16 protein-coding genes are annotated in these 18,334 nt (G+C 68.7%); 10 read left to right on the top strand and 6 right to left on the bottom strand.

Annotated features, from left to right (window positions below; genetic code table 11):
* Window positions 1-108: 108 nt before the first annotated feature.
* Complete coding sequence (locus N7I30_RS17805) at window positions 109-945, top strand: hormone-sensitive lipase (RefSeq protein ID WP_498640624.1); 837 nt, start codon at window positions 109-111, stop codon at window positions 943-945.
* Between the two features lie 12 nt (window positions 946-957).
* Here the strand turns inward: N7I30_RS17805 and N7I30_RS17810 are convergent, their stop codons facing one another.
* Together N7I30_RS17810 and N7I30_RS17815 are read right to left on the bottom strand one after the other, a co-directional pair.
* Window positions 958-1,308, bottom strand: coding sequence for an RcnB family protein (locus N7I30_RS17810; RefSeq protein WP_024351390.1), 351 nt, complete (start codon window positions 1,306-1,308; stop codon window positions 958-960).
* Window positions 1,309-1,466: 158 nt separating this feature from the next.
* Window positions 1,467-2,375 carry a LysR family transcriptional regulator gene (locus N7I30_RS17815; RefSeq protein ID WP_498640626.1) on the bottom strand — a complete coding sequence of 303 codons (909 nt, stop codon included), beginning with the start codon at window positions 2,373-2,375 and terminating at the stop codon, window positions 1,467-1,469.
* A gap of 295 nt (window positions 2,376-2,670) precedes the next feature.
* On the opposite strand from N7I30_RS17815, the gene N7I30_RS17820 reads away from it, so the two are divergent.
* The 7 genes from N7I30_RS17820 (at window position 2,671) to N7I30_RS17850 (ending at window position 9,636) form a co-directional block, all read left to right on the top strand.
* Window positions 2,671-3,897: an aminotransferase gene (locus N7I30_RS17820; RefSeq protein ID WP_498640628.1), complete on the top strand. Its 1,227-nt coding sequence runs from the start codon at window positions 2,671-2,673 to the stop codon at window positions 3,895-3,897.
* Window positions 3,890-4,945 carry an agmatinase gene (gene speB, locus N7I30_RS17825; protein ID WP_498640630.1) on the top strand — a complete coding sequence of 352 codons (1,056 nt, stop codon included), beginning with the start codon at window positions 3,890-3,892 and terminating at the stop codon, window positions 4,943-4,945. Before N7I30_RS17820 ends, speB begins: the two co-directional genes overlap by 8 nt.
* A gap of 33 nt (window positions 4,946-4,978) precedes the next feature.
* Window positions 4,979-6,067, top strand: coding sequence for an ABC transporter substrate-binding protein (locus N7I30_RS17830; RefSeq protein WP_498640632.1), 1,089 nt, complete (start codon window positions 4,979-4,981; stop codon window positions 6,065-6,067).
* Window positions 6,068-6,141: 74 nt separating this feature from the next.
* The gene (locus N7I30_RS17835) at window positions 6,142-7,185 is read left to right on the top strand and encodes an ABC transporter ATP-binding protein (protein ID WP_188077488.1); all 1,044 of its coding nucleotides are present in this window, start codon (window positions 6,142-6,144) and stop codon (window positions 7,183-7,185) included.
* A gap of 68 nt (window positions 7,186-7,253) precedes the next feature.
* Window positions 7,254-8,048: an ABC transporter permease gene (locus N7I30_RS17840; protein ID WP_051141626.1), complete on the top strand. Its 795-nt coding sequence runs from the start codon at window positions 7,254-7,256 to the stop codon at window positions 8,046-8,048.
* Entirely contained in the window at window positions 8,045-8,851 is an 807-nt protein-coding gene (locus N7I30_RS17845) for an ABC transporter permease (protein ID WP_498640635.1), read from the top strand. The genes N7I30_RS17840 and N7I30_RS17845 overlap by 4 nt, the downstream gene beginning before the upstream one ends.
* Window positions 8,848-9,636 carry a carbon-nitrogen hydrolase family protein gene (locus N7I30_RS17850; protein WP_498640637.1) on the top strand — a complete coding sequence of 263 codons (789 nt, stop codon included), beginning with the start codon at window positions 8,848-8,850 and terminating at the stop codon, window positions 9,634-9,636. The genes N7I30_RS17845 and N7I30_RS17850 overlap by 4 nt, the downstream gene beginning before the upstream one ends.
* 55 nt (window positions 9,637-9,691) lie before the next feature.
* Here the strand turns inward: N7I30_RS17850 and N7I30_RS17855 are convergent, their stop codons facing one another.
* Both N7I30_RS17855 and N7I30_RS17860 read right to left on the bottom strand, forming a co-directional pair.
* The gene (locus tag N7I30_RS17855) at window positions 9,692-12,379 is read right to left on the bottom strand and encodes a cation-translocating P-type ATPase (protein WP_498640639.1); all 2,688 of its coding nucleotides are present in this window, start codon (window positions 12,377-12,379) and stop codon (window positions 9,692-9,694) included.
* Between the two features lie 124 nt (window positions 12,380-12,503).
* On the bottom strand, window positions 12,504-13,322 hold the full coding sequence (locus N7I30_RS17860) for a universal stress protein (RefSeq protein ID WP_498640640.1): 819 nt from the start codon (window positions 13,320-13,322) through the stop codon (window positions 12,504-12,506).
* Between the two features lie 227 nt (window positions 13,323-13,549).
* On the opposite strand from N7I30_RS17860, the gene N7I30_RS17865 reads away from it, so the two are divergent.
* On the top strand, window positions 13,550-14,473 hold the full coding sequence (locus N7I30_RS17865; protein WP_498640642.1) for an acetamidase/formamidase family protein: 924 nt from the start codon (window positions 13,550-13,552) through the stop codon (window positions 14,471-14,473).
* 121 nt (window positions 14,474-14,594) lie between these two features.
* Window positions 14,595-16,025, top strand: a complete 1,431-nt coding sequence (locus N7I30_RS17870; RefSeq protein ID WP_498640645.1) for a phospholipase D-like domain-containing protein — start codon at window positions 14,595-14,597, stop codon at window positions 16,023-16,025.
* 64 nt (window positions 16,026-16,089) lie between these two features.
* Here the strand turns inward: N7I30_RS17870 and N7I30_RS17875 are convergent, their stop codons facing one another.
* Both N7I30_RS17875 and trxC read right to left on the bottom strand, forming a co-directional pair.
* Window positions 16,090-17,724 (bottom strand): MBL fold metallo-hydrolase, encoded by a 1,635-nt coding sequence (locus tag N7I30_RS17875; RefSeq protein ID WP_498640647.1) that lies wholly within the window; start codon window positions 17,722-17,724, stop codon window positions 16,090-16,092.
* Window positions 17,725-17,877: 153 nt separating this feature from the next.
* Entirely contained in the window at window positions 17,878-18,324 is a 447-nt protein-coding gene (gene trxC / locus N7I30_RS17880) for a thioredoxin TrxC (RefSeq protein WP_498640648.1), read from the bottom strand.
* Window positions 18,325-18,334: the final 10 nt, after the last annotated feature.

The raw sequence follows: 18,334 nt of genomic DNA on the forward strand, positions 1-18,334 counted from the left end.
ACGAGGGCACGCATGACGTCCATGCGCTGATCCTCGGCAAGGCCCAGACCGGCCTCCAGGCCTTCTTCTGAGCCGCGCCGCAGAGAACGACACGAGGAACGACGAGGCATGAGCCAGATGGTGGACGCGGCAATCACGGATTTTGACACGGCCTATGGCAATGCCGGCGCGATTGCCGGGGCCGAGACCTATCCGCCGCGCTGGCGCGAACGGGCAGCCGCCTTCCGACGGGAGCTGGAAGCCGCCGGTCGCGCCCGCCTCGCCTGCCCCTATGGCGACGGCGAACGGGCGGTCTACGATCTCTTCCTGCCCGAAGGGACGCCCGCCGGTCTCGCCGTCTATGTCCATGGCGGTTACTGGAAGGCCTTCGGCCGGTCCGAATGGTCGCATCTGGCGGCCGGCACGCTGGCGCGCGGCTTTGCCGTCGCCATGCCGTCCTATCCGCTGTGCCCGGCGGTTCGCATCGCTGAAATCACCCGTCACGTGGGGCAGTTCCTCGACATGGTCGCCGCGGAGGTTTCCGGCCCGATCCGCCTGTCCGGCCATTCGGCCGGCGGCCATCTGGTGACGCGGATGATCTGCACGGATTCGCCGCTTTCCGAGGCGACCGCCGCCCGGATCGACCGGGTGCTGTCGATCAGCGGCGTGCACGACCTGCGTCCGCTCCTGAAGACGCAGATGAACGAGATCCTGGCCCTCGATCTCTCCGAAGCCCGCGCCGAAAGCCCGGCGCTGCTCGAACCGCACGGCGACGCAGCCCTCACCTGTCTCGTCGGCGGCGACGAACTGCCCGAATTTCGTCGGCAGAACACGCTGCTTGCCAGCGCCTGGCGCGGGCTCGGCCTGCGCACCGCGGCGATCGAAGCGCCGGGGCAGCACCATTTCGACGTCATCGATGCGCTGGAAGACCCCGCCAGCGACGCGGTTGCGCTGCTGGCGGGGTGACAGGCGTCCGGCTTAGCGGGCGGCGGCCAGGCCGAGGATCAGCCCGGTGGCCGCGGAGATCAGCAGATACTGGTTGTCGACCTTGATCCAGTTCTGCCCCCGGCCGGGCGCGCGCAGGCCGTGCCGGCGGAAATCCCGCACGCTCTGGTGACGCTTCCAGTTGCCGTAACGCTGGCCGGACCGGAACTTGGCCCGTGCGGCGGTCGGGCGCTGCGCCCGATGCCGCTGTGCGCCATGGTCGCGAGACTGGCTCTGCTGTGCGGTGGGACGGTTGTTGTCGTGCCGGCTCTGAGCCTGCGCCTGGGCCATCGGCGCGGCCAGCATGGAGACGGCTGCGATGGCGATGAGTGTGCGCTTGAACATGATATGTGTCCTCGTTGGTGGTGAGAGGACGGTAGGCCTCGGCACATGAACCGCATATGAACCAGTATGTTACGAAGTGTAACCGCAGTCATGGTTGAAGCACGGAGCATCGCCGCGACCGTCTGCAGCGCCTCCACATGGAGCGAAGGCCGAACGCGTCAGGCGTCCTGCGCCGAGGGCCAGACCGTGCGCACCGTCTCGATGAAGGCGGCGGCGACATCGCTCGGCCGGCGGTTGCGCGGCGAGAACAGCTCGAACTCGCAGGTATAGCCGATCTCCTCTGGCCGGATCGCCCGCAGCGTGCCGGCCGCCACCCCCTCGGCTGCGTAATGGTTCGGCAGGAGGCCGATATAGCGGCCGGATTGGATCAGGATGAGCTGTGGCTCGATCTGGAAGACCGTCGCCTCGACGCGCCAGTCGAGCTGGCGCAGCGTGTCCTCATCCCGCCAGTAGCCGCGGTGAACGAAGGGCATGGCCGCCAGACGCGCATCGGTCAGCTCGGCATCGTCGGCGTTGAACGCCTCGTGCATATGCCCGCAATAGAGACTGTGGCGCTCATCGTGCAGCCGGTCGTAGACGATGCCGTCGATCCGGTTGCGATAGCTGCCGATGGCGCAGTGATAGAGCCCGTCCAGCACCTTCTGCTGCAGATCCTGCGGCCGCTCCTGCGCGATCACCAGCCGGACATGCGGCGCGATCCGGCCATAGGCGGCGATGACATCGGCGAGGCGGTTGGCCGGATCGGACACCACCGCGTCGAGAATGCCGATCCGCAATTCGCCGCGCAGCTCGCCCCGCACCGAGGCCACGTCGGTGGAGAAGTCCTGGAGCGCCTTTTCGAGCTGGCGCCCGGCCTCCCAGACCGCCCGGCCCTTCTCGGTCATGTGGAAGCCGCCGCGGCCGCGCTGGCACAGGACAAAGCCCAGCCGCTCCTCGAGCGCCGTCATGTGGTTGGAGATGGTGGACTGGCTGACATTCAGATCCACCGCCGCGGCCGCGAATCCGCCATGCCGCACCACCGCGTCGAAGACCTGCAGCAGGCGAAGATCACTTCCGGAAACGCGCATGAGCGACCGCACCACCTTGACGTTTTTCAATGTTTGAATTGATAGGCCGATATTCCACCATGCGTCCAGCGCGGCACATGATGAGGAAAAGGGCACAGGCCCGGTTTGAGCAATCCGCAAGCAGCCGGTCGCTGCCATCATCCGGTGAGCGGGCTGTCGGAGAGAGTATCCATGATCCGTTTGGAGGCGGCAATATCCCGGTGAGAGGCCCGTCGAGCGTCCTGAAGAACCCCGCTGAGGCTGCGCCCCGCACGGGTCGCATGTTGCGGCCTGCCAACGCCCATCCGGATTGCCGGTGACCGCGCCGCTGCCCAATCCGCTGCTGACCGCCGTCTCGGTGCCCCCCATCGCGCGCGCCGGCCGCTGGATCGCCGCCTATGACGGAAGGCACGGTCCGCTGATCGACTGCAGCCAGGCCGTTCCGAACCATGCCCCGCCGGCCGGCTTCGCCACGCGCCTGGCCGAAGCCGCCGCCTCGGCGGCCGGCGCCCGCTACGGCGACATTCTCGGCGACCGCGCCTTGCACGAGGCCTATGCCGGCCATGTCGCGGCGCGCTACGGCACGCCCGTTGCGGCCGGCCGCGTCGCCATCACCAGCGGCTGCAACCAGGCCTTCTTCGCCGCCATGCTGACCGTCGCGCGCGCCGGCGACGTGGTCGTGCTGCCGGCGCCCTGGTACTTCAACCACAAGATGACGCTGGAAATGCTCGGCATCGAGGCGCGCCCGCTGCAGACCGAGGCGGCCGACGGCTTCCTGCCCTCCGTCGCCGGGCTGGAGGCGGTGCTCGACCCGCGCTGCCGGGCGCTGGTGCTGGTCAGCCCGAACAACCCGACCGGCGCCGTCTATCCGCCGGAACGCCTCGCCGAACTCATGAAAGTCTGCGTGTCGCGCGGAATGTATCTCGTCCTCGACGAGACCTACCGCGACTTCCTCGACCCGGCGCTCGGGAAACCGCACGGGCTCTTTGCCAAGACGGAGGCGCGCGAAAACCTGATCGCGCTCTATTCCTTCTCCAAATCCTACGCCATTCCCGGCCACCGGGTGGGCGCCATGATCGCCGGCGAAGCGACCATCGCCGAGTTGGAAAAGGTCATTGACTGCATCCAGATCTGCGCGCCCCGCCCGGCTCAGGCGGCACTGCCCTGGGCCATCGATGAACTGGCCGACTGGCGCGACGCAAACCGCGACGAGATCGCACGGCGGGCCGACATCTTCCGCGCCGCCTTCGCCAGCCTGCCGGGCTGGGATCTCGACCAGATCGGTGCCTATTTCGCCTATGTGCGCCATCCCTTCGCCGACCGGCCGGCCGAGGCCGTCGCCGAGGCGCTGACCCGCGAACTCGGGGTGCTGGTCCTGCCCGGCAGCTTCTTCGGCCCCGGCCAGGACCGGCATCTGCGGATCGCTTTCGCCAATGTGGATGCGGACGGCATCCGCGAGATGGCGCGCCGGATCGGCCTCGGCCTGTCCGCCGGCGCCTTTGCCAACGAACCAGACCGTCCAGCGAGGAACCTTCATGGATAGCGGCAAACTGGAAGCGCTGCGGCAGCGCTTCGCCGGCGACAACGAGCGGGTCATCTACGACGAGGGCTTCGCGGCCGTCGCCGACCGGCTCTTCGACCCCAGGGGCACCCGCGTCGCCCCCTATGCCGGCGTGCCGACCCTGCTCGACGCCCCCCATCGCGCCATCGACTGGGCCGCGCCGGACCTGTCGGACCTCGACGTCGCGATGATCGGCGTGCCGATGGATCTCGGCGTCACCAACCGCAACGGCTCGCGCTTCGGCCCGCGCGCCCTGCGCACCATGGAGCGCGTCGGACCCTACAATCACGTCCTCAAGACCATGCCGACGGCCAGTCTCAAGGTTGCCGACATCGGCGACGTGCCGTTTCGCAGCCGCTTCGATCTCGCCACGTCGCACGAGGATATCGAGCGCACCGCCGCGACGATCGCCAGGGCCGGCGTCCTGCCGCTCTTCGTCGGCGGCGACCATTCGATCACCCTGCCGATCCTGCGGGCGCTGGGCGCCGAAGCTCCGGTCGGGATGATCCATATCGACGCCCATTGCGACACGTCCGGGCCTTTCGACGGCTGCAAGTTCCACCATGGCGGCCCGTTCCGGCAGGCGGTTCTGGACGGCGTGCTCGACCCCGAGCGCACCATCCAGATCGGCATCCGCGGCGCCTCCGAATATCTGTGGGAGTTCTCCTTCGAATCCGGCATGACCGTTATCCATGCCGAGGAGATCCCCAGCCTCAGCCTCGACGCGGTGATCGCCAAGGCCCGCGCCGTCGTCGGCGACGGTCCGGTCTATGTCTCCTTCGACATCGACAGCCTCGATCCGGCCTTCGCCCCCGGCACCGGCACGCCGGAGATCGGCGGCCTGACGACCCGCGAGGTGCAGATGATCCTGCGCGGCCTCGCCGGGATCAACATGATCGGCGGCGACGTGGTCGAGGTCGCCCCGCAATACGACGCCACCACCAACACCGCCCATGCCGGCGCGCAGATGCTCTTCGAGCTTCTGAGCCTTCTGGATTTCACGCCGGACCGTTCCGGCGCCGCCCGCTGATCGACGTCACGTAGCAACCAAGGAGATGAAGTCATGACCCGGAAGTCCCCGCTCATCCTGAACCGGCGGCATCTGCTCGCCGCAGCCGGCGCCGCGGGCGCCACGCTGGCCATGCCGTCGATCCTCAGGGCTCAGGAGAAGAGCCTGAAGGTCGGCGTCTATGGCGGCTATTTCAAAGATTCCTTCGACAAGAACGTCTTCCCGGCCTTCACCGAGGCCACCGGCATCGCCGTCGAAAGCGTCGCCGAGCCGACCGGCGAAGCCTGGCTGGTGCAGCTCGAGCAGGCCGCCCGCGCGGGTGTCGCCCCCGCCGACGTCTCGATGATGTCCCAGGTCGCCATGCGCAAGGGCCTCGCGACCGAGCTCTGGCAGCCGCTGGACATGGACAGGATCGCCAACTCCGGCGACGTCCTGCCGCCCTTCGTCGTGAACTACCCCGACGGCCGCGTCGCCGGCGTCGGTGCCGTGGCCTGGTACATCAACCTCGTCACCAACACCGACACCTATCCGGACGCGCCGGAAAGCTGGGCGGCCCTGTGGGACCCGGCCAACAAGGAGAAGCTCGGCCTTCTCGCCCTCGTCTCCAACTCGTTCCTTCTGGAAGTCACCGCCAAGACCTTCTTCGGCGGCACCGACGTGCTCGACACCGAGGAAGGCATCCTGAAGGTGATGGACAAGCTCGCCGAGGTGAAGCCGAACGTCCAGCTCTGGTACCGCGACGAAGCCCAGTTCGAGCAGGCGCTGAAATCCGGCGAAATCCCGATGGGCCAGTACTATCACGACGTCACGGGCCTCGCCGCGGCCGACGGCTTCCCGGTCCGCTCGACCTTCCCGAAGGAAGGCGGCATTTCGGACTCGGGCTGCTGGGCGATCTCCAAGGCCTCCGAGAAGGGCGAAATCGCCCACGAGTTCATCGACTACATGACCCAGCCGGAGGTCCAGAGCCTGCTCGCCCGCAAGGTCGGCACGGCACCGGTGATCAAGCGCGACCTTCTCGATCTGACCGACGAGGAATTCGCGGCGGTCTCCTCCGAGATCGACCCGATCGTTCCGCGCTATGATCTCTATGTCGAGAAGTCCGACTGGCTGAACCAGAAGTGGACCGAACTCATCGTCGGCTGAGCCCGACGCCCGCCCATTCACCGGCCGCCTCGTCAGGGGCGGCCGGACCCCAGAACCAGGAAACGTCCAGGCCGATGAGCGCACTCGAACTTGCCAACGTCACCAAGCGCTACGGCTCGGTCCTCGCCGTCGACGACGCCGTCCTCGACGTGCCGGCCGGCAGCTTCGTCTGCCTGCTCGGGCCGTCGGGCTGCGGCAAGACCACCTTGATGCGGATGATCGCCGGTCTCGAAACCCCGACCGCCGGCACCATCCGCTTCAACGACGAGACCATCAACGACCGCCCGGTCCACCGCCGCGATTTCGGCATGGTGTTCCAGTCACTGGCGCTGTTTCCGCATCTGAGCGTCGGCGAGAACATCGCCTATCCCCTGAAGATCCGCGGCCGGCCCCGCGCCGAGCGCGACGCCCGCGTCGTCGAACTGCTCGATCTCGTTCGCCTTCCCGGCGTCGCCGACCGGTCGGTGGCGCAATTGTCGGGCGGCCAGCGCCAGCGCGTCGCCATCGCCCGGGCCCTTGCCGTCTCGCCCAAGCTCTTCCTTCTCGACGAGCCCCTGTCGGCCCTCGACGCCAAGCTGCGCGAAGCCATGCAGGTCGAACTGCGCCAGCTGCAGGAGCGGCTCGGCATCACCACCATCGTCGTCACCCACGACCAGCGCGAAGCCATGACCATGGCCGACACCATCGTCGTCATGAAGGGCGGCCGCATCCAGCAGATGGACCGGCCGATCGACATCTACCGCCGGCCTGCCAACGCCTTTGTCGCCGACTTCCTCGGCCAGACCAATCTCCTGACCGCCCATGCCGCCAACGGGGGCGCGACCATCGCCGACGCGCCGGTCCCCGGCCTGACACTGCCGGCCGGCTGCGCCACAGCGGAGATCTCGATCCGGCCGGAGGACGTCAGCGTCGAGCGCGAGGGCGCCGCGCCCCTGCCCGCCACCGTCGAGTTCGTCCGCGACATGGGCTCCGCCGTGGAGGTATATCTGGCCACCGCCGCCGGCCGCATCGTCGCCCAGCGCGCCGCCGGCCGGAACGATCTGATGGTCGGCGACACCGTCTCCCTGGCGCTCGATCCCGCCGCCATCGTCGTCTTCCCCGCCGGAGCCTCCGCGTGAGCGCCGCCGCCCCCGGAACGAAGGCCGGAGGCTGGCGCGAACAGGCGCCGCTGATCTTTCCGGCGCTGATGCTGCTCGCCTTCTTCGTCGTGCCCTTCGGCCTGATGATCGCCGTTTCGCTGTTCGAGCGGGTGGCCGGCGGCTTCTACCAGCCGGTGCTGACGACGGCGAACTATGCCCGCTTCCTCAGCCTGTTCTTCGGCAAGATCCTCGTCTTCTCGCTCGGCCTGTCGGCGCTGGTCTCGGCACTCTGCCTGATCGTCGGCGCACCCTTCACCTATCTGCTGACCAAGCTTCGCCGGAAATGGCAGGTGCCCTGGCTGGTGGCGATGCTGGCGGTCCTCTCCCTGTCCGAGGTGATCATCGGCTTTTCCTGGTCGACGCTGCTCAGCCGCACCGCCGGTCTCTCCAACCTGTTCGTCTCCCTCGGCCTGATGGACAACCCGGATGCCTGGACGCCCGGCTTCTTCGCCGTCCTTGCCGGCATGACCTACCAGGCCTTCCCCTATGCGGTGCTGGTGCTCTACCCGTCCTTCTCCCGGCTCGACCCGTCGCTGGCAGAGGCCGCCCGCACCCTCGGCGCCTCGCCGCTCAGGGCCTTCTTCACGGTGATCCTGCCGGCGCTGCGGATGGCGCTGATCGCCACCTTCATCATCGTCTTCGTCTTCGCGCTGGGCGCCTATCTCCTGCCGCAACTGCTCGGCCGGCCGGAGCACTGGACCCTGTCGGTGCTGATCACCGACCAGGCGATCTACCAGTCGAACATGCCGTTCGCTGCGGCGATGGCGGTGTTCCTGGTGGTCACCAGCCTGTCGCTCGTGCTGCTGACCACGACTCTCGGCCGGAAGGGACGTGCGGCATGATCGGCACGTTCCTCACCCGCCTGTTCTTTGCCGCCGTCGGGCTGTTCATGGCGGCGCCCATCGTCGTCATCGCCGGCGTCTCGATCAACGAGAAGCGCAGCCTGACCTTTCCGCCCGAGGGTTTTTCGCTCGCCTGGTACGGCCAGATCTTCGCCGACGACGGCTGGCGCGGCGCCCTGACGACTTCGGTTCTGATCGCCCTCGGCGCGGCGACCATCGCCGTCCTCATCGCCCTGCCGATCGCCTATGCGCTGTGGCGCCGGGTCACGGCAATCGGCCGGGCCGTGCAGTTGCTGGGCGTCTCGCCCTTCGTCCTGCCGCCGGTGATCACCGCGCTGGGCGCCCTGTCCTTCTGGGCGACGATGGGCGGCTACGGCGCCTGGTACACGGTGGTCATTTCCCACGCGATCTTCTTCACCAGCCTGCCGCTGGTGACCATCTCGCTCGGCTTCCAGACCATCGACCGCGAGGTGACCGAGGCCGCGCGCACCATGGGCGCCAACGACCGGACCATCCTGACGACCATCGTGCTGCCGATGATCGCGCCTTACATCATCTCGGGCTTCGCCTTCGCCTTCGTCCTGTCGCTGAACGAGTACATCGTCGCCTACATGACCGTCGGCTTCACGCTGGAGACGGTGCCGATCAAGATCTTCAACGCCCTGCGCTACGGCTACACGCCGACCATGGCCTCGGTCTCGATCCTCTTCGTCGCCGTGGCGGTGGTGGTGTTCGGCTTCGTCGCCCGTTTCGGCGACCTGCCGCGCCTGCTGGGCGCCTGGTCCAGCGGAGACGGCAAGTGAAGGTCGCCGCCATCCAGATGGACGCCGCGATGACCGACGCGGCCGACCGGCACGCGGCGATCCTGCGCAGCCTCGAGGACGCGGCCGCCGCCGGCGCCGACCTCGCCGTCCTGCCCGAGCTCGCGCCGACCGGCTACGGCGCCGGCCAGACGATCGCCGACACCGCGAAGGAAGCGGACGCCAGCCTTGCCGAGTGGCAGGAGGCGTCCGACCGGCTCGGCACCGCCATCGTCATGGGCCTTGCGATCCGCACGGCTCACGGCGTCGACAACGCCGCCGCGCTGGTTGCGCCCGGCCGCGCGCCGGTCCTCTACGCCAAGCGCATGCTCTATGGCGACTACGAGAAGGGCCTGTTCCGACCCGGCAATGCGCCCTCGCCCATCGTCGAGATCGCCGGCCTGCGCTGCGGCCTGCTCGTCTGCTTCGACGTGGAATTTCCCGAGCTGTGCCGCGACCTCGCGCTGCGGGGCGCCCAGGCGATCATCGTGCCGACGGCATTGCCCAGGAGCGATGGCGCGCGCTTCATCGCGCAGAACGTCGTGCCGGTGCGCGCCTTCGAAAACCAGCTCTTCGTGGTCTATGCCGATCATTGCGGCAGCGACGGCACCTTCGCCTATCAGGGCCTGTCGGTGATCGCGGCGCCGGACGGCTCGGTGCTGGCCTCGGCCGGTGAAAGCGACGCGGCGACGATCCTCGCCGATCTCGACCCCGCGGCCTACGGCGCCAGCCGCGATCAGAACCCGTATCTCGCCGAGGTCAGAGCCCACCTGCCGACCGGTCGCTGACGCTCCCCGGAACAAGCCCGCGTCACCCAGCCGGCATCGGTTCCGTCCCGTCAGACTAACGCCGCTGCCGCCGGGCGCGCAGCGCCTTGTCGATCTCCATGACGACCAGCACCGACAGCGCCATCGGCACCAGCAGCGCCCATTGCTCCCACGGGATCGGCGCAAGATCGAGCACGTCGCGCAGGCCCGGCGTGAAGGCGGCGCCGATGTGGATCGCCTGCGCCGCGACGATCGAGGCGAGCAGCGGCCAGTTGTTCGCCAACGGCACCCGGAAGGCCGAGATCGTCTCCGATCGGCAATTCATCACATGCACGTTCTCGAAGGCGACCATCAGGAACAGAAGGACGTTGCGGGCCTCGAACTCGCTCCAGCCGGCCGAGATCGCCCAGGCGAAGACGAGATAGCCGACGATGCCGATCACCGCGCCCGACAGGGCCGTCTGGCGGATCATCAGAGCGTCGAAGATCGCCTCGCCGGTGCGCCGCGGCGGCCGTGACAGGAGGCCCGGCTCCGGCTTCTCCAGCGCCAGGGCGACATGCTGGCCGCCGTTGGTCACGAGATTCAGCCAGAGCAGCTGCACCGCCGTCAGCGGCACCGGAAAGCCGGTGAACAGCGCCATCAGGAAGAACACCGCCTCGGCAGCGCCCGTGCTGATCGCCAGATAGATCACCTTGCGGATATTGGCGTAGGCGGCGCGCCCCTCGTGGATACCGGCGGTGATCGAGGCGAAATTGTCGTCGGTCAGAACGAGATCGGCCGCGTCGCGGGCCGCATCGGTGCCGTCGCGCCCCATCGCGACGCCGAGATCGGCCCGGTGCAGCGCCGGAGCGTCGTTGACCCCGTCGCCGGTCATCGCCACGACGTGGCCACCGCGCTGCAAGGCCTCGACGATCCGCACCTTGTGGGCCGGCTCGACCCGCGCGAAGACGGAGGTCGCAGCGATCTGAGCGTCGGTGCCGGTCGCCGGGTCGTCCATCTGGCGGCCGGTCATCACCTCCTCAGGCCGGGCTGCGATGCCGAGATCGCGGGCGATCGACAGCGCCGTGGCCGCATGGTCGCCGGTGATCATCTTCACCGCGACGCCGGCCCTGCGGCAATCGGCGACGGCCGCCTTCGCTTCCGTGCGCAGCGGGTCGATGAAGCCGACGAGGCCGAGAAGGGTCAGCCCTTCCAGCGGCTGGTCCATCGGCGGCAGGCGCCCCGCGGTCTCGTCCCGGCCGTGGGTCCTGGCGGCAACCGCCATGACGCGAAAGCCCTGCCCGGCCATCTCGTCGGCGAGCGCCAGCACCGCGCCCACATCGACGCCGAGGCAGTGCGGGACCAGCACCTCCGCCGCGCCCTTGACGTGCAGGCGGATGGCGCCGTCCTGTTCATCGACGCTCGCGGCATATTTTCGCTCGGCCGAGAACGGCAGTTCGGCCACCCGTCGTGCGGCATGGCGCAGGGCCGCGACGTCCAGTCCGGTCTTCATCGCCAGAACGAGAAACGCCAGGTCGACGGTGTCGCCGCTGCGCCCCGCCTCGCCGCCGTCCGGATCGAAGGCCGCGTCGTTGCAGAGCGCGGCGGCGGCAGCGAGATCCCGGGCCGCCTCCTGCGCCGTCGGGGCGAGCGGCGCCCCGTCCTGCAGCAGCCGGCCACCCAGATCGAAGCCCGCGCCCTCGATCGCGAGGGCCCCATGCCCGGGCAACCACAGCCGCTTGGCCGTCAGCTGGTTTCGGGTCAGCGTGCCGGTCTTGTCGGTCGCCACCACCGTACAGGCGCCCAGGCCCTCGACGGCCGGCAGATGCCGCACGATGACGTTGCGCCGGGCCATCCGGCGCGTCGCTACCGACAGGGCGACCGTGACGGCCACCGGCAACCCCTCGGGAATGACCGAGACGGCCAGCGCCACCGCCACGAAGAAGGTCGCCTGCAACGACGCCCCAATGCTGAATTGCTGGGCGACGACGACCGCCACCAGGGCAAGCGCGACGAGGCCGAGCATGCGGGTGAAACGGTCGAGCTTGACGGTCAGCGGCGGCGGCGCCGAGACCTCCTGCAGCGAGCCGGCGATCTGCCCGAGCTCGGTATGCGTGCCGGTGGCGACCACCATCGCCTGGCAGCGTCCACGATGCAGCGTCGAGCCGGCGAACAGCATGGTCGCGCGTTCGGCAAGGGGCGTGTCCGGTGCCAGCACACCACCGGCGGCCTTTTCCACCGGCAGCGATTCCCCGGTGAGCGAAGATTCGTCGGCCTGGAGTTCGGACGCGGACAGGAGGCGCAGATCGGCCGGGACCCGGTCCCCGGCCTCCAGGATCACCACGTCGCCGGGCACCAGTGCCTTGCTGTCCGTCAGACGCACCGCCCCCTGCCGCCAGACGCGGCAGACGGTCGTGATCGCCGTGCGCAATGCGGCGGTATTGGCTTCCGCGCGCGATTCCTGCGCCGCCCCGATGGCGGTGTTGATGGCCAGGACGATGAAGATGAAGACCGCCTGGTCGATCTCCGCAAGGACGAGCGATACGGCCGCAGCGGCGAGCAGCAGATAGATCAGCGGGCTTTTCAACTGACCGAGGACGATCAGCGCCAGCGAGCGCGACGGCGGCTCCGGCAGCGCGTTCGGACCGTACTCGGCGAGGCGCCGTGCCGCCTCGGCATCGTCGAGCCCGGCGGCCGTCGTGCCGAGCCTGCCGAAGGTCGCAGCCTCGTCGAGCGCGTGCCATCCATCCGCCGGCCGCTGGCCCGGCTCCGGGTCTGCGCTCATGGGGCTCATCGGATCGCTCACAGTCATTGCGCGGCCCGGATCTCGGCGTGAGGGGTGGTCGTGCCGAGCCGCGGATTTGCCGTCCGACGGGGCGGGCGAAACCGCCTCGCGCGTCACCGGCGCCCTATCGCGACATCAGAACCGGCACGGTCATGTGCTGCAGGATATGCCGGGTGACGCCGCCGAAGAGCATCTCGCGCAGCCGCGAATGGCCGTAGCAGCCCATCACCAGAAGATCGTGTCCGTGATCGACGAGTTGCGCCAGGACCTCGTCGCCGACCGAGATTTCGCCGCTATGCGAACGGGCCGCCTCGGCCCTGATGTCGTGCCGTGCCAGCGCCAGCGCCATGTCGTCGGCCGGGGCGAGGCCGGCCTTGGCGCCCGCCTTGTCGGGGTCGATGCAGAGCACCCGCACCAGTGACGCGTCCTTCAGAAGCGGCAGCGCGTCGAACACGGCGCCCGCCGATTCGCGGCTGCCGTTCCAGGCGACGAGCGGCTGCTTGCCCACCTGCGTATATTCGCCGGCATAGGGCACGAACAGCACTGGTCGCCCGGTTTCGATCAGGAGATCGGTCAGCGGCACGTCGGCGCCGCCGGCCGCCTGCCCGACCACGACGAGATCGGCGACGAGGGCATTCCGGGTCCAGACCGTGTCCGCATCGCCTGCCATCGGCTCCTCGCGCCGCCATTCGGTCGAGACGCTGGCGTTCGCGGTCGCCGTCTTGAAGACCTCGGCAATGGCATCGGCCTCGCTCTGCGCGGCCTGCCGGGCCTGGTCGATATATTCCAGCGAGACCTCGGTCGGAATGCTGACCACCACGTCCTGCACGACATGCAGGCCGACCAGATGGGCGCCCTGCCGCTCGGCGATCGCCAGCGCCGTCCGCAGGATCGCGCCGGCGCGCTCGCTGTTGTCGAGGCAGACCAGTATCGTCCGGTACATGGAAAACTCCCTTGGCTGGGCCGCGACGGGGCCGTCATTCGCCCGACCGTAACTCGCCCCCGCACGAGCACCCTTGACCTCGCGCAAATCCGCCGAGGCCCGGCGGACGGATCACCCTGACCGGACGGGATTCAGCGGCGCGTCGGCGTTTTGTCGCCGGCCGGCATTGGCCGTCCCCCGTCCCCGCGGCTATAGGCAGAGGGAACGCGAATGACCGGAGTTGTCCCGTGGCCGAACATCGTTTCCAGCCGACACGCTTCCACAACACGCTGGGCCCGCACGAGCCGGCGCTGAGCATTGCGCCGGGCGACACCGTCATCACCGACACGCTCGACGCCTGGGGCGCCGACGCCACCGGCGCCTTCGTCGGCACGCGGCCGAACCCGATGACCGGTCCCTTCCTCGTCGAAGGCGCCGAGCCGGGCGATACGCTGCGCGTCACCATCGAGCGCATGACGCCGAACCGCGACCGCGGCTGGACCTTCTCCGTCCTGGCGCCGAACGTCGTCGATCCGCAGCGCGCCGCGCAGATGCCGGAGCGCGAGCGGGTCGAGTGGATCATCGACAAGGATGCCAACACCGTGCGGCTGGAGAACCCGCCGACGCGGCTGCGCGACTGGGTGTTGCCGCTGGCGCCGATGATCGGCTGCTGCGGCGTCGCGCCGGCGCTCGGCCAGGCCATCTCCACCGCCACCAGCGGTCCCCATGGCGGCAACATGGACTATCGCGGCATCACGGCCGAGGTGACCCTGTCCTTCCCGGTCTTCCGGCCCGGCGCCCTGTTCTTTCTCGGCGATTGCCATGCCTCCCAGGGCGATGGCGAGATCGTCGGCACCGGCATCGAGACCTCCTTCGAGGTCGCCTTCACCGTGGAGATCGACAAGGGCCGCACCATCGGCTGGCCGCGCGGCGAGGACGCGCAGGGCATCTTCACCCTCGGCAATGCCCGCCCCCTCGACCAGGCGCTGCAGCACGCCACGACGGAAATGCTGGACTGGCTGTCCCGCGACTACGCAATGGACGCGGTGACGGCGAGCCACTTCCTCGGCCAGACGGTCCGCTACGACGTCGCCAACGTCTTCAACCCGGCCTATTCCGTCGCCTGCCGGATCGCGAGAGAGGACCTCGAACGGGCCGGCGCCGCCGCGTGAGCACCGGGCCGTTTCCGAAGGTTTCGCAGGATCGGCGACAAGATCGTTGCGCGACGGGCTTTCCGTGCGCGGGTCTGCTGCTAGCTTCGTTCCCGTCAACGAAACGCCACTGGAAGACTGTATGAACGCGCATGCGCTCGACGAGCAGACGGACGACTGGTTCTGGCGCCGGGAACGGGCCGACAGACTGTCGGTCATCATCGACGCCGCCGACTTCTTCAAGGCGGCCAAGGAGGCCATGCTCCAGGCCCGGCATTCGATCCTCCTGATCGGCTGGGATTTCGACGCGCGGATCGACCTGGAGCCGGAAGGCAAGACGCTGGACGGCCCCAACCCCGTCGGCCCGTTCCTCACATGGCTCGGCAAGCGCCGGCCCGAGCTCGATATCCGGATCCTCAAATGGGATACCGGCATGATGTACTCGATCGGCCGCGGCGAGACGCCCCTCACCCTGCTGCGCTGGAAACTGTCCGGCCCGGTGCAGATGCGTCTCGACGGCGTGCATCCGCCGCTCTCGACGCATCACATGAAACTACTGGTCATCGACGAGGCCCTGGCCTTTTGCGGCGGCATCGACATGACCACCGGGCGCTGGGACACCCGCGAACACGCCGAGGCGAGCCCGGGCCGGCTGTCGCCCCGCAAGGCGCCGCTCGGCCCCTGGCACGACGCGACGACCTGCGTCACCGGTCCGGCGGCCAAGGCGCTCTCCGATCTCGCCCGCAGCCGCTGGGCCCATGCGACCGGCAAGATGCTCGGTCCCTTCGCCGGAGACTTCGATATCTGGCCCAGCGACGTGACGGTGGATTTCGAGAATATCGACGTCTCGATCTGCCGTACGGTGCCCGAGCATCTCGAACGTCCGCAGGTGACCGAGATCGAACGCGCGACGCTGGCGGCCATCGCGACGGCCAGGCACCGCCTCTATATCGAAAGCCAGTATTTCGCCTCCCGCCGGATCGCGGAGGCGATCGCCGAACGGCTGGCCGAACCGGACGGGCCGGAGATCCTCGTGGTCAATCCCGACACGGCCGATGGCTGGCTGGAAGCCGAGTTCATGGATTCCTCGCGCATCCGCATGATGCAGATCGTGCGCCAGGCCGACCACAATGACCGCTTCCGTCTGGTCTATCCGGTGAACGCCGCCGGCACGCCGATCTACGTCCACGCCAAGATCATGATCGCCGACGACCGCCTGTTGAAGATCGGCTCGGCCAATCTCAACAACCGGTCCATGGGCTATGACAGCGAGTGCGATCTCGTCATCGAATCCGAGGACGACCCCGCGGTCGCGAAGCGGATCGCCCATATCCGGGACGATCTCCTCGGGGAGCATCTCGACCTCTCCCAGGACGCGGTCCGCGACGCGCTGGCCGACGGCGGATCGATGATCGCCCTCGTCGACAGGGTCAGCGCCACGAACGGCCGCCGCCTGGTGCCGCTGCCGATGCGCGAACTCACCCCGGACGAGGAAATGCTGGCCGAATCCAACCTCGCCGACCCGCTGCGCCCCGGCCGTCTCAAACGGACGTTCCGCAAGCTGCTCGGCTGATCACCGCCAGCGGCGGCGATCGGGGCATGCGCGCGATCCGTGCCGCAGCCCGGTCGCCATCGGCTCAATCGGCCTCGCTCATGGCCCGGCGCAGCTTCCGGATCATCACGCCCCGCGCCTTGTCGCCGGCCGCGTTCTCCAGACGCTCGTTGATGTCGAGAAGCAGGCGGGACACCTCGTTGTGCCAGTCCAGATGGCCAGGCTGGGCCGGATCGATGCGGGAGACGGGCTCCGAGGATACCGGCACGGCCGACCACGCCGTCAGCCTGAACGCCGCGTCCAGCTGCGGGATGACGATGCGCTCCGGGGCGACCACGCCCGCAAGCCGTTCCTTCAGTGCGTCGATGGCCTCCACCTCGCCATGGACGAGAAACACGCCGGCCGCCACCGGGCAGCGCTCGGAGAGCCATTCCCGCAATTCCGGCCCGTCGGCATGGCCCGAATAGAGATCGATCGCCCGGATCTTTGCCCGCACGATCACCTCGTCGCCCTGAATGCGGACCGTCAACGCTCCGTCCCGCAGGATGCGGCCGAGCGTCCCCTGGGCCTGGAATCCGACGAAGAGCACCGTCGCCTGCGGCCGCCACAGCCAGTTGCGCAGCCGATGGCGGATCCGCCCTGCCTCGCACATGCCGCTGGCGGCGATGACGATGTGGAAACCCTTCAGCCGGTCGAGCGCCTTGCTCTCCTCGGCGGATTCGGTGAAGCGGATATTCGGCGACGTCAGCGCCCGCGACAGGATCTCGCCGTGGTCCAGCTCCCTGGCGTGCCGGGCGAAGACGCCGGTGGCGCGGGTGGCCAGCGGCGAGTCGATGATGATCGGCACCGCCGGCAGATCGCCGCTCTCGATCAGGATCTGCAGGTCGACCAGCAGCTCCTGGGTCCGCTCCACCGCAAAGGACGGAATCAGCAGTGCCCCGTCCGGGTCCAGCGCGGCCTCCACCGCCTCGCGCAGTAAGAGGCGGCGATCGGCCTCGCTCGCGCCCTCCCGGTCGCGATCGCCATAGGTGCTCTCGCAGATGACGTAGTCGAAGCCGGAGGGCGCCGATGGATCGGCTTGCAGCAGCTTGTGCTCCGGGCCGATGTCGCCGGAAAACAGCAGGCGCCGCGGCCGCTCTCCCGGCGCCGGACATTCGAGCTCGATGGACGCCGAGCCGAGCAGGTGCCCGGCGTTCCAGTAGCGCGCCCTTATGCCGCCGGCGACCGTGAACCAGTCGCCGAGCGCTACGGGCTCGAACTGCTTCAGGCAGTTCACGACATCGGCGCCGTCGTAGATCGGCACGACCGTGCGCCGGCCCCGGCGCTTGTTGCGCCGGTTCAGATGCGCGACCTCGGTGTCCTGGATGTAGGCGGAATCGGGCAGCATCACCGTGCACAGATCCTCCGTCGCGCGGCTCGCGAAGATCGGACCGGCAAAACCCGCTTTCGTCAGCTTGGGAAGCAGTCCGGAATGGTCGATATGGGCGTGGGTCAGGAGCACCGCGTCGATGCCGTTCGGATCGAAGGGAAAAGCGCGATAGTTCAGTTCCTTCTCGGCCTTCGAGCCCTGGAACAGGCCGCAGTCGATCAGGATCCGCCTGCCGTCCGCTTCGAGCTCGTAGCAGGAGCCGGTGACGGCTCGCGCCGCACCGTGAAAGCGCAGGACGGGCTCGGCGAGCCTGTCGCGTCTTTCGGTCTGCAGTGCCGGATGGTCGTCCACGGGCGTCTCCTCAGGCTTTCAGGGTCCGGGATGGAAGGGAACGGCGGCAGGGCCCGGGCGGAGGACGCCGAAAACGGATGCTGCCGCTCGTCGCCCTTATGATTCTTGCTCCGGAGACGACGCGTCGCCGATGCCGGCAGGCGCGTTACGTCGTCAGGCGCTGGCCGCCGGCAAGTGGTCCCGGACCCACTGCACGATCTGCCCCGTTCCCATGGCGCCGGAGGTCCGCGCTACCTCCCGCCCCTTGGCGAACAGGATCATCGTCGGAATGCCACGGATCGACAGGCGGGAGGCGGCCGCCTGCTCGGCGTCGGAATTGAGCTTGATCAGCCGGACATGCGGTTCGAGTTCCGCGGTCGCCGCCGCATAGGCTGGCGCCATCGACAGGCACGGTCCGCACCAGGGCGCCCAGACATCCACCAGAACCGGGATCGTGCTGCGGGAGACCTGACGCTCGAAGACCGCCGCGTCGACATCTTCGGGATGGCCGGCAAACAGCTTCGATTTGCATTTCCCGCATTTGGCGGCGAGCGCCGGGCGGTCCGGCGCGACACGGTTGATGCCGCCGCATCTGGCGCAGACGACGAGGTTTTCGCTCATGGCATCGGCC

Origin of the sequence: Aurantimonas litoralis (assembly GCF_026153195.1) — a bacterium.
Classification (GTDB): domain Bacteria; phylum Pseudomonadota; class Alphaproteobacteria; order Rhizobiales; family Rhizobiaceae; genus Aurantimonas; species Aurantimonas coralicida.